Annotated in this window: 7 protein-coding genes; 3 read left to right on the top strand and 4 right to left on the bottom strand. The window is 61.0% G+C overall.

What is annotated here, in order from left to right; all coding sequences use genetic code 11:
• Positions 1-60 precede the first annotated feature (60 nt).
• From AC07P1_RS31860 to tssI, 4 genes are read right to left on the bottom strand one after another with little or no spacing between them, the layout of a single operon-like run.
• Positions 61-519: a hypothetical protein gene (locus AC07P1_RS31860; protein ID WP_494699605.1), complete on the bottom strand. Its 459-nt coding sequence runs from the start codon at positions 517-519 to the stop codon at positions 61-63.
• A gap of 58 nt (positions 520-577) precedes the next feature.
• A complete protein-coding gene (locus AC07P1_RS31855; protein ID WP_494699604.1) occupies positions 578-1,555 on the bottom strand; it encodes a PoNe immunity protein domain-containing protein in 978 nt (325 codons plus the stop codon).
• Positions 1,556-1,567: 12 nt separating this feature from the next.
• The gene (locus tag AC07P1_RS31850; RefSeq protein ID WP_494699603.1) at positions 1,568-3,148 is read right to left on the bottom strand and encodes a hypothetical protein; all 1,581 of its coding nucleotides are present in this window, start codon (positions 3,146-3,148) and stop codon (positions 1,568-1,570) included.
• The gene (gene tssI, locus AC07P1_RS31845; protein ID WP_494699602.1) at positions 3,145-6,210 is read right to left on the bottom strand and encodes a type VI secretion system tip protein TssI/VgrG; all 3,066 of its coding nucleotides are present in this window, start codon (positions 6,208-6,210) and stop codon (positions 3,145-3,147) included. Before tssI ends, AC07P1_RS31850 begins: the two co-directional genes overlap by 4 nt.
• A gap of 348 nt (positions 6,211-6,558) precedes the next feature.
• Here tssI and tssF point away from each other — a divergent pair, with 348 nt between their 5' ends.
• The 3 genes from tssF to AC07P1_RS31830 are packed head-to-tail and all read left to right on the top strand — an operon-like array spanning position 6,559 to position 11,880.
• On the top strand, positions 6,559-8,397 hold the full coding sequence (tssF, locus tag AC07P1_RS31840; RefSeq protein WP_494699601.1) for a type VI secretion system baseplate subunit TssF: 1,839 nt from the start codon (positions 6,559-6,561) through the stop codon (positions 8,395-8,397).
• A gap of 37 nt (positions 8,398-8,434) precedes the next feature.
• Positions 8,435-11,077, top strand: a complete 2,643-nt coding sequence (locus AC07P1_RS31835; protein WP_494699600.1) for a type VI secretion system Vgr family protein — start codon at positions 8,435-8,437, stop codon at positions 11,075-11,077.
• Positions 11,078-11,094: 17 nt separating this feature from the next.
• A complete protein-coding gene (locus tag AC07P1_RS31830; RefSeq protein ID WP_494699599.1) occupies positions 11,095-11,880 on the top strand; it encodes a DUF4123 domain-containing protein in 786 nt (261 codons plus the stop codon).
• The last annotated feature ends 7 nt before the right edge of the window (positions 11,881-11,887 follow it).

Here is an 11,887-nt window from a genome sequence, read left to right as displayed (position 1 = left end):
GAAAGGAGCCACTATTTTGACAGCTTACAGATCACTTGGGCCACTGCGGCGGCGATTAAATCAGCGCTTCCCTAGCACTGCATCGACTCCGTCAAAATCTGTTCCTTCATTTAGCGCACAGATTCTTTCTATCAAGTCCTCACGTCGCAATAGGATGGCGACAGAAACGATGTTCAAGTACCGAACATATGTGTCTATCAGATCGTTCATGATGAACGGCGGATGGTATTGGCTGTCTGGCAGCTCGTCCAATGCTTCGACGTAGAGTTCGTAAGAAGCGACTACATGGTCAAGCGAGTTGGCCAATTCCGTGAGGCTTTCGCCGGCGGTATATTTCAGCTTGAAGATGACCCAACTGTCAAATGCCCTCGCTCGCAGATTTCTACATAGATCCTCTTGGGATAGGCCGGGACCTAAGGGCCGACCGGTTTCAACCTCGAGCTGGGCAATCGTGCTGCCGCAGCTCTCTTCATCTAAAAAGACCTGGCGCCGCCTATTTCTGAATTCTGAATTTTTCATTGGCGGAGCCTTGTTTCGGGGCAGGACTTGCCTTCCTCTAAAAGTTTAGTGCCCGCCTTTAATTGGACAGCCACTGCCAAATAGTAAGACCGTACTGCGCATCCGGGAAGTCCGGCATTGTGACGCCGGCGGAAAAACGTCCTTCGCTGTCCGTTTTTGCCGGCGTAAACCAAAGGCCGGACTTTGGACACGGCTCCCCACCCGCTACCCGTAACGGCTTCGCAATGGTCTGTTGGTTTTCATCGTAGCGTGGGATGCTACGTGCGTAATCAACGAGGTCTTTGGGATACACGGTTTCGTTACGGTATGACGAGTCGTCAAGATTGTAGAGATAGGTAAAGGCAGCCGCGCACATTGCCCAATAGCCATAGTACGGTGTGAAATCAGGTTTGATCTTTTCATGCTTATTCCAGAAATGGGCGAGCCCTTTCATGTCGGCATACCACCTCTTAACGTAGATCTTCATAGCCTGCTCCATCTCGGGCACCGTATCGCTGTCGATAGCATCAAGCAGCTTTCGATACGGTTTGTCCCATAGCCAATAATCCAAGTTCGGGCGGTCCGCAAGGAAAAATTTGAATAACTCCTCCAACACCGCATCGGATTGATCGAAGTCGGTTCCTTCGTTAAGCGCGCATATTCTCGCTATCAAGTCCTCACGACGCAATAAAATTGCGGCACAAAGAAGATTTAAATAATCGACATAGGTGTCAATCATGTCGTTCATGATGAAGGGCGGATGATATTTGTCATCTGGTAGTTCATCAATGGCTTCGACGTACTGTTCATATGCGAGAACAATTTCATCCAGAGAGCTCGCCAGCTCTGTGAGGCTTTCGCCGGCAGTAAATTTTAGCTGGAAAATTATCCAGTGGTCTTGGGCATTTAAAGAAAAATTGGTGCATAAATCTTCTTGCGAGAGGCCTGGGACGGTTGGAATCGCGTTCTCGGTCTCAATTTGCTTGACTGTATTGATGTAGCTTTCTTCGTCAAGATAATTTTGACGCCTTCTACTAATGAAATTGGATTTTTCCATGATATTCGGTACCTATTTTTTACGTTTTTTTCCTGGTCCTGAACGAGGCGGCTTGCCACTGATTTTATACTCCGCTTCGGCCGCATCCAGATCGCTTTCGCCGAATTCGCGCTGAACGTCGTGACGACTATGATCGGAGGCATACTTTTGCGCTGCCACCGGTTTGCTAATTAATCCCTCACTGATAATCTTTTCCATAGCGATAATATGTTCGCTAGCTTGAAGCGGCGAAACCAAAAAAACATGCCTCGAGTAGTTGGTACCATTTTTTAACATGCGTACGCGATATTTCGAAAAGTCTTTCTGGATACGATCATGAATCCATATCCGACTCATCTGCATGACCATACCCGACTTAGAAGCACCGCCCTGGCCTGTCGTCCGCGGACCTGAACCTTTTTTTTGCCGTCGACCTGTCGCGCCTGCGGGGGCACCACCGGCAGCCTTTGCTTCACCCAGCATAGGCAATAACTTCGCGGCTGGGCTCATGCTGGCCTTTGCCTCAACAACGGCAAATTGGTGGGGGGGCGGGCGATTTGTCAGCCATAGAGAGTCTATGCCGTGAGTCAGTACATGTACGCTCGGTGTGCAGAGATAAAGTGGAATCTCGTCATCGTTAAGCTTTTTAAACTCGCTTTGCCAACCGGCGGGTTTTTTGCCAAGGCCGCCAATCATGTCATGCCGGTTCCAGCTAAGTCCCCAGCCTTTGTGCTCGATAACATGGTGGTCGACGATGTGCTCGCCCAGCAATCCTTTAGCGGCGTTCTCCAATCCTTGGTAAGCCTGAAAGGCCGTGCGCTGCACCACATTGGCGATTTTACCGGTGGTCGTGCGTCCATTCAGTCGCGGCTTGTCAGCCACCCGCAAATGGCTATTAGCGCTTGCCCCCCTCGCCCCCGCCCCATGATGCCCACCACGCGGAATACTTCCAGCATTGCTGGCCACCGTCATCACCACCGCCGCCGCATGCTCCCCCAACAGATCGGTGATGAACGCCTTGATATACCCCGACGCCTCCCGTATCGGCCCGGCCAACTGCCCGCGCATTCTCTTAATGCCCGGCGAAACATCGCGCGCCAATTGTTCCAGATGGTCCGGGCACCACCAATGTCCCTGCGCGATATAGTCGAGCAGCGCGATGCAGCTCTCCAGCGCCATGTTCGCCTGCACGATCGCCGCCTGGGTGTTGCCGGCCCAATCGAGCGCCTTCACCCACGCCAGCGCGCCGCCTTTTTTCTTCGACAGCATGCGCTCGATCATCGCCACGCCGCTGTTGACCGCGCCCTTGAGCGCCTTGCGTTCCTTGTACAGCGGCTTGAATACGGTCTTGAACGCGCTACCCACCTCCGGCACCACGCCAAAGGCGGCGAAGCCCAGATAAATCTTTTGATCGATCGTCGCCTTGGCGAAGCCGCCTTGCTTGTTGATCCGGTACAGGCTGCCCGAAACATCGCGCACGTCCATCACCTGGTCGACCACGGGGATTAACGAGATCAGGCCGCCGATGATCTGGGCCGACACCATCTGGTCCTCGTTGAAGTCGCCCATGATCAGGTCTTCGAGGAATTTCATGCAATCGTCGACGAGACTCATACCCACCCCTGACTTTGCTCGCGCAATTTTCGCTCGCGTTCCATCTCCGCGTCCATCGCGGCCTTGAAGTCCGGCTTTTTATACTCCGGCGTTTCTTCCTCGGGCGGCTTCCACGGACGCGGATCGTCGCCATACTCGACCACATACTCTCCCGGCGGCGTGCCGGTCAGCAGGGCGTGTCCCTTGTCATCGAGCTTGCCTTCGCGCACGGTGCCATTTTCGAAGGTGACCTTGTAGGCGGCGCCGGGAATGGGCGCCAAGTCGTCGTAATGGAACAGGATCTCGATCGAGTTATCAAGATTGGCCGCCTGCGGCAAGGCCGGCAGCGTCGGGGACGCGCTCATCGGCCCCGTCAACTCCTTCATGCTGGCCTTGAACTCGATCTTGCCCGGCCCGTGCAGTTCGATATTGCCGCCCTCAAGCTTGAGATGGGCGCCTTGCGCGGTCAACCGCACATGCTGCTTGCCGGCGACGGTGATGCCCTTGGCGGTGCTGGTGACCGTAAGCGCCTTGTCGGCCGTGAGCCTGGTCTCGTCGGCCTGGCTCTGGCTGCTGACTTTGCCGCTGGCCGCGTGCAGCCGGATGCCGATTTCCTGATTGGGTTTCTGCGCGCTGGTCACCTTGCCGTAGGTGAAGAACTTGATACCTTCCTTCACGCTCGCATAGCTGTTGCGCTGCGACGCGAGATTGATATCGTGGCCGGCGGTCAGGCTGGTGCCGGCGGCGCCAAGTACCGCGTTGGCCGGCGTGTTCGCCGCGATGCCGGCAGGCGAACTCAATTGCAGATGCGGTTCGCTGTAGGCCGTCACGTCCGATTCCACCGCGCCCAGCACGTCTATGCTGCGCTTGAGCTGGGCGATGGCGGGCAGCGGCTTGGCCGGCTCCGGCGCGGGCGCCTTGCCGCCGACCGTCAGCGTGCTGTGCTTCTGCGCCATCTCGTCGAGATCGGTTTGCAGCTGCACGCTTTCCTCCAGTTGGGTGCTGGCCTCTTTCGAATCCATCTGGCTGCCGGTGGCGCTGCCGCGCGCGTCGGTCGACAGCAGTAAGCCCTTGCCGGCGCGCACGGCGATGCTGTGCTCGGTCTTGAGCTCGGCGCCGAAGCCCGCCGCGTTCAGGCGCTGGTTGTCGCTCTGGTGCAGCAGGTGGCCGAGGTTTAGCTCGGCCGTGCCCTGGTGCGCGGTGGCGTGGCGCTGCAGCCCCAGGCGCGACTGGCCGGGACTGTCATCGAACACCAGCTGGTTGTAAGCGCCGCTGCCGGCCTGGCTTGATTGAATGGCCTGGGTCTTGATGCCCGACAGCGCCGCCGGATGCGCATGTCCGCCGGCCTGGCCGGGGAACCATGCCGGCGCGTTGCCGGTCGCCACGCCGGCGCCGCCGGCCACCTGGTTGTGCTGGGCGTCGGCCTGGCCGCGTCCGTTATAGACGGTTCCCAACACCACAGGACGGTCGATGTTCCCTTCCAGGAAATCGATCAGTACTTCCTGCCCGATGCGGGGCAGGGCGCTGCTGCCCCAGTTGGCGCCGGCCACCGGCGCCATCGGCGTGGCCACGCGCACCCAAGTGCCGGCCTGGTCGTCGCCGGGCGCGCCGGTGTGGCCGTCGGGCATCGGATGCGTCAGGCGGCTGTGGCTTTGCGCGCCGCGCTGCCAGTGGAACTGCACTTTCACGCGATGATCTCGGTCGGTGTGGATCGGCGCGCCGGGCGGGCCGACCACGATGGCGGTTTGCTGGCCGTGGATGGTCGGGCGCGGATGGAGCAGCTGGCCGTGCGCGTCCGTGCCGCTGGAGCGGTAAGGAATGTTGCTGCGGATCGCGTCGATGCGGACGCGGTACAAAGGCCGCTCGCCCATGGCCTTGCCCACCGCGTGCAGGCTGGTCTTCTCCTCCTTGCCGATCAGCGTATCCAGCAGACCTTCGCCAAGCCGCTGCATCAGGCTCGACTTCAGGTCCGCGCTGAGATTATTGTGCATCAGGTGGACGGTACGCACGACCAGGAAGCTGCGTTCGTCGTCGCTGCCGGCCAGATCGAACTGGGCCTGGCCGGTGAGGGCGAAGGTGGTTCCCGGCGCGAGCGTGCGCACGGTGCCGGCGCCGACATGGATTTCCTTGCTGGCTTCGAACGCCTGCAACTGATTGTCGGCGATGCGCTGGCCTTGCTCGCGTGACTGATAGGCGTAGGCGCCGGGCGCGTCGCGGCTGACCAGCGGGGTGCCGTCGCCGCCGTCCGCGCTGGCGGCGCCAACCGGGCGGGTATCGAGCGAGCGGTAGTCCCAGCTGCTCAGTTCAATGGCGTTGGTTTGCAGGCGCAGCTCTGTGCGCCAGCGGTCCAGCGTGTCCTCCCGCATGGTCGCGCCGGGCTGGCTGAAGGCGATGCTGGCTTGGGCGTTGGGCTTGAAGCTGCCGTTGTGGTCGGCGATGACCATGGTGTGGCTGCCCAGGCCGGGGCTGGCGGCGTCGCCGCTGTGCTCGAAATAATGGAACAGGCCTTCCTCGTGCATCAGGCGCCGGGCGAAGGCGAGGTCGCTTTCCTGATACTGCGTCGTGATGCTGCGCTTGGGATAAACGGCGCGGTCGAGGATGTCGAAGCGCCACGCCGGCGCCAGCTTGCCCTGGCCTTGGTAGGCCTTAAAAATGGTGTCGAGGATGTCGAACACCGTCATGTCCTGGAAGATGCGGCTGTCGCGTCCGCGCGCGAGGAAGGCGGTCCAGGGTTCGACGGTGAGGTTGTAGCGGGCGAAGCCGCCGTTGGCGCCGGCCATGTCGATGGCGGTGACGTGGCCGTGGAACGGGCGCAACTGGTCGCGGCTGGCGGCCGTCATCAGCTCCAGCAGCACCGGCTGGCCGATCAGCGACTTGAGCGAAATGGCCGCGTCGGTCGACAGCGCTGCGATCTTGAAGCTGAAGCCGGTGCCGATGCCTTCCTCGCCGCGCACGCACTCGGCCAGCAGCACGTCGGCGCCGAGGGGCGTCGTCAGTTTGAGCAGCCGCGTGCTTTGCGAGAAACCGGCGAGCAAAGCGAGCGGGTCGGACTCGCCTGGCTGTGATGGAATCGTTTCTGACATGTGAGTCACACTCCGATGCATGGCGCTGGGGAAACAGCGACTGACGTGATGCAATCCAAGCAAGATTACACCTTAGAATTTGCAACTTTACAAGTATGAATTGAATCGTGCTCAGCTGTACCTGGGCAGAAAACCCGCCCGACCGGGCTTGATATGGGGCAAGTCGGTGAGCGAACAGGATCGTTCACCGGAATGTTCCACACGAGCGTGTTGCGTTTCCGCTGTTGACTCCGGCACCTTGCGTCACCTCAAAAACACCCCCCTCCCGCCATGACATGATCGACATCCTGCGCAGTCCGTTCGTTGCCCTCAGGCATCGAAGCTGCGCACTCTGCGATGGATGCCGCGATGGAAAAACTACTGCCGTACTTCGAACGGGAACTGAGCCAACTGCGCCGCATGGGCGCCGAGTTCGCCGGCCGGTATCCCCAGCTGGCCGGCAGCCTGCGGATACGCGGCGAAACCTGCGCCGACCCCCACGTCGAACGCCTGATCCAGTCCTGCGCCTTCCTCAACGCCCGTTGCGCCAAGCGGCTGGACGACGGCCACTCCGGCTTCACCGAAGCGCTGCTCGGCATGCTGTACCCGCACCACCTGCGTCCGATGCCATCGTGCTCGATCGCCCGCATCGACTACAGCGACGCGCCTAAAAACTCGGTCAGCAGCGTCACCGTGCTGCCGCGCGGCGCCGCCATGAAATCGCTGGCGCCCAACACCGTCAGCTGCGGCTTCCGCACCGTCTACGACGCCACGGTCGCCCCGGTCGCCATCGGCGCGGTGTGGTTCGAACCGCACATCCAGGTGCCGTCGACGATCGCGCTGCCGCCCGACGCCAGCGCCGCGATCTGCATCACGATCGAAAGCACCGGCGTCGCGCGCGGCCTGGCGCTCCAGGGCCTGGACACCATGCGCGTCTTCATCGACGCCGACGCCACGCTGCGCGCCACCTTGCGCGACGGGCTATTCATGCGCACCGCCTGCGCCTGCGTGGAGGCCGGCGGCCAGTGGCGCATGCTAGCCAAGCCGCCTATCGCGCCGGTGGGCTTTGCCGACGACGAAGCGCTGCTGCCGCCCGCCACTTCCGAACACCGCGCGTATCGCCTGCTCAGCGAGTACTTCGCCTTCCCGGAAAAATTCGACTTTTTCGACATCGACCTTGGCGCGTTGATCGCCGCCATTCCAGCCGATTGCACCAAGCTGACGCTGCGCCTGGCGCTGGCCGATGTCCGTCCCGCCACACAAGCAGCGCGCGTGCTGCGCACACTGACCGAAGCGAATCTGGTTCTCGGCTGCACACCTATCATCAACCTGTTCGAAAAAGCGGCCAAGCCCATGTTGATCCGCGCGGCCGCCGCGCGCCGCAGCTACCCGGTGGTGCTGGACGCGGTGCCGCCCGGCGACTGCGAGATCTACAGCGTCGACGCGGTGCAGCTGGTGAGAAAGCAGCAGCAGGGCAGCAGCATCCAGGACTTCGCGCCGTACTATTCACTGCGCCAGGGATCGACCAGCGGGAAAGGCCACTACTGGCTTGAACAGCGTGACGATCTTGGCGGCGGCACTGATCACGGCGTATCGCTGACGCTAGTCGACCAGGAACTATCGCCGCTGCGTATGGAGGACGGCACGGCATCGGTACAAGTCACCTGCACCAACCGCAACCTGCCGCAAAACCTGCAATACGGACGGACCGACGGCGACCTGCGCGCGATCAAATCCACCGGCAACTTCCCGGTCCGCATGCTGCGCCGGCCGACCATGTCGCACCCGCAGGCGTCGCACGGCAACAGCCAATGGGGACTGATCGCGCATCTGGCACCGAACCACCGCACGCTCACGCAGGAAGGCCTGCCCGCGCTGGCCGCGACGCTGCGGTTGTACGCGCAGCGCGACAACGCCACCGCCCAGCACCAGATCGAAGGCATCACCGGCCTGTCGCACCGCCCGGCCACTGCCTGGATGCGGACGCCCAGCGACAGCGCCTATCTGCGCGGGATCGAAGTGACGGTCACCCTGGACGAAGCGGCGTATGCCGACACCGGCGTCCACGTCTTCGCCCAGGTGCTGGATCACCTGTTTAGCCTGACCGTCCACTTGAACAGCTACACCCAGCTGGTGATCGTTTCCCAAGCCAGCGGCAAGGAAGTGCTGCGATGCGCACCGCGCAGCGGCGCCTTGCCGCTGGCCTGACTGTCCGCCACATCCGCCGCATACCAGAGGAGCAAACGTGGAACGCGATAACGACTTTTTCAGCTTCATGAGCATGCCCAAGGAGCTGGTCACCTTCAACCGGCCGATCCGGCTCAAGCTCGATCTGCCGGGCGGCATGAATGACGACATGCTGCTGCCGCAGCGCGTGTTCGGCACCGAGACGCTCTGCGGCGGCATCGACTACCGCATCCTGTGCGTATCGTCCAACGCCACGCTGCCATTGAAGCAACTGATCGCCGTGCCGGCCGCGCTGCAATTCGTCACCGACCAGGGAGACTTGCGCAGCGTCTGCGGCATCGTCACCGAAGCCAGCTCCGGCGACAGCGACGGCGGCCTGGCCAGCTACCAGCTGGTGCTGCGCGACGCCCTGGCGATCCTGGAAAAGCGCATCAACACCCGCGTGTTTCGCCAGATGGATGAGGTGGAGATCGTGCGGCAGATCCTGCTGGAATGGCGGCACAAGAGCTCCACGCTCGGCGTCTGCTTCACGGACGACGTGGACGAGGCGTTCCGTCTGCAGGAGTATCCCAAGCGCGAATTCACCATGCAGCACAACGAATCGGACGCCGCCTTCATCCGCCGCCTGCTCAAGCGCAGCGGCATCGGCTGGTACGTGCGCGCCGAGACCAGTGGCGAGGTGCCGACGCACACGCTGGTGCTGTTCAACAGCGCCGACAGCCTGCGCCAGAACGTCGCCGGCACCATTCGCTACCACCGCGACGCCGGCACCGAGCAGCGCGACACGATCACCTCCTGGGGCGCGGTGCGCAGCCTGCAACCGGGCGTGGTGACGCGGCACAGCTGGGACTACCGCTACTCGCAGGGGCCGGACTACATGATGGCGCAGGCCAGCAGCGGCGTCGATCAGGGCGTGAGCGGCAACGAGCTGGCCGCCAGCCTGGACGACTACCAGGTGATGATGCCGCACGCCGGCGACGACGTCGACGACTTGTGCCGCCTCGGCAAACTGCACATGACGCGCCACGATTTCGAATCGAAGTGCTTCCACGGCGAAGGCAGCGTGCGCGATCTGTGCGCCGGCGAGTACTTCACCTTGAGCGGGCATCCGGAGGTGGACCGGCATCCGCGCGAGGAACGCGATTTCGTCGTCACGGCCTTGCAGGTGAACGCGCAGAACAACCTGCCCAAGACCCTGGCCGAGCGCGTGGAGCGCCTGTTCTCGCGCAGCCGCTGGACGCAGGGCGCGCACGAGCCGCAGACGCAAAAGGAGGTTGTGGACAGGATGGCGTCGGGCGCGCTGCGCATGCACATCCAGTTCACGGCGGTGCGGCGCGGCGTGAAGATCGTGCCGGCGTACGACGCGCGCACCGACCTGCCGCAGGCGCTGATGCAAAGCGCCATCGTCGTCGGGCCGAAGGGCGAGGAGGTGTATTGCGATCAGATGGGGAGGGTGAAGATTCGCTTTCCCGGCACGCGGGTGGCGGATCACACGCATGCGGAAGGCTCGGGGGCGTCCAATGACGACAGCGACTCGGCCTGGGTGCGCGTGGCGTCGAACTGGGCAGGGAATGGGCCGGGTAGCGTGGATCAGTGCGGAACCATCGGCCTTCCGCGCGTAGGGACGGAGGTGCTGATCAACTTCCTGGGCGGCGATCCGGACAAGCCGGTGATCGTGGGGCAGCTATATAACCAGCAGGCGCAGCCGCCGGCGTTGAGCGACCAAGGCGACTTGCCTGGCAATCGCTATCTCTCCGGTATCAAAAGCCGGGAAATAAAAGGGGGCCGAGCCAACCAGCTAAGGCTGGATGATACGAGCGGCGAGATCAGTGCCCAGCTGTCGAGCGACCACGGTGAAAGCCAGCTGAATCTCGGCTGGCTGGTGACACCGCGCGCGCACGGCAGCGGAGAGCCACGCGGTGAAGGGGCCGAATTGCGGAGTGATCTAAAGGTGGCTGTGCGTGGCGAGCAAGGTGTGTTAATCACTGCGGAGCGAGGAAGCGCAAGCAAGGGACAGCACCTTGAGCGTGCGGAACTTGTCCGGATCGCGGAACAGCTACAGAAACTGATTAGTCAACTCAGTGATCGCGCCGAACAGCATGCCGGCGACAAAGCGCGAGGCAAGGAACTGGAAAGTTTGATCGAAAAATTGAAGTCGATGGGCGACAGCGGTTCACCCATCGTCGCGGTTTGCGGACCCGCTGGATTGATATCGACGAGCACGCAAAACATCGCAATCGGTGCAGCGACGACTATCGATATCACCAGCGCTGGAGCGACCTACCTGGCTTCCGGAGAGACCGCCTCCATGCGGTCCGTCAAAGGAATGAGTTTGTTCGCGAATGAAGGTGGCGTGAAAGTCACTGCCGCCAGTGGGCCGGTGAAGGTTCACGCACAAGACGCCCAGTTGGAAGTACTCGCTAAGAAGGTGCTTGAAATTATTAGCAGTACGGACTGGATCACGATCAAGGCGAAAAAAGGCGTGCGCATCAACGGTGGTGGCAGCGAACTTGAGCTGAGCGCCTCTGGCATCAAAGGGTACACCTCTGGCAAACATGAGATGTATGCGGCTGATCATCAGACATTCAAGGGGCAGGCCCGCAACATGGAATTCCCCGGTGAGATTGTGCCGCACAAGATTTGTGTCCCATGCCTGCTGATCGCTGCTGATGCACATAGTCCATTTGCACTTTCAAAGTGAACTCAATGAACTCATACATGTTGATCGATACCGCGTTGATCGATATCCGCGCGAAGAAGCCCTGGATCAAGCCGAAGACGCGCCAAGCTTGGATTGCGGCGGTCTATAAAAAGGGCGCAACACACGTCAGCCCGGTCGTCATCGATATCTCCCGAGCGATCGAGTGCGGCCGTGTTTCCGAAATGATGGAGCTGATGAACGCGGCCCAGAAGCTGTGCGTTTCATTCATTGAGACGGAGCTTTCGCTGGAAGACCTGCTTTTCCACTTGAGGCAGTTCATTCATGTGCGCACAGATGAAGGAAAAGAACTCACATTGCGTTTCGCCGACGGCGCCGTGCTTCCTGCGCTTGCCGCAGCAATGACCTCCGAGCAATGGTCAGCAATGACTTTTCCTCTCAACGCATGGAAAGTTCACGGGCGTGACGGGCTTGTTCAGCTTTTGCCCCGCCCGACGTCGTCGACGTTGGCGAAATGCCCTTTGACGATGAGTAACGGCCAGATAGCCGCACTAAAAAATGCAATGGCGGTGGATCAGATGCTTGTCAATTTACGGCGAATGCGACCAGGGCTGGTTTCCGAGTACGCGACACTACAGGCGTATGAGTTTGCCGATCAGGCGCGCCGAATGTGGCATGCGGCTGGGCATATCGACGGAATGGATTTGCTGTTGTTCGCTCGCGGCGTATTTGATACTGAAGGGCGTTTGCTGCGTGTTCCTACCCTTCCGCAGGCGCTTTCTCAGTCAGATCTTAATCTCGTTCGCATCGACGTTCAGCGAATGGTGAAAAACCAATATAGATGAGGTGCGT

The sequence above is a fragment of the Duganella sp. GW821-FHT07F09 genome (assembly GCF_059418705.1).
Note: the sequence above shows the minus strand (reverse complement) of the source record. Positions and strands in the feature narration are given on the sequence as shown.

What these genes read in the sequence shown, in the direction of transcription:
- tssI (WP_494699602.1), bottom strand. Translation starts at nt 6,210, where the DNA reads ATGTCAGAAACGATTCCATCACAGCCAGGCGAGTCCGACCCGCTCGCT.
- AC07P1_RS31855 (WP_494699604.1), bottom strand. Translation starts at nt 1,555, where the DNA reads ATGGAAAAATCCAATTTCATTAGTAGAAGGCGTCAAAATTATCTTGAC.
- AC07P1_RS31830 (WP_494699599.1), top strand. Translation starts at nt 11,095, where the DNA reads ATGTTGATCGATACCGCGTTGATCGATATCCGCGCGAAGAAGCCCTGG.
- AC07P1_RS31860 (WP_494699605.1), bottom strand. Translation starts at nt 519, where the DNA reads ATGAAAAATTCAGAATTCAGAAATAGGCGGCGCCAGGTCTTTTTAGAT.
- AC07P1_RS31850 (WP_494699603.1), bottom strand. Translation starts at nt 3,148, where the DNA reads ATGAGTCTCGTCGACGATTGCATGAAATTCCTCGAAGACCTGATCATG.
- tssF (WP_494699601.1), top strand. Translation starts at nt 6,559, where the DNA reads ATGGAAAAACTACTGCCGTACTTCGAACGGGAACTGAGCCAACTGCGC.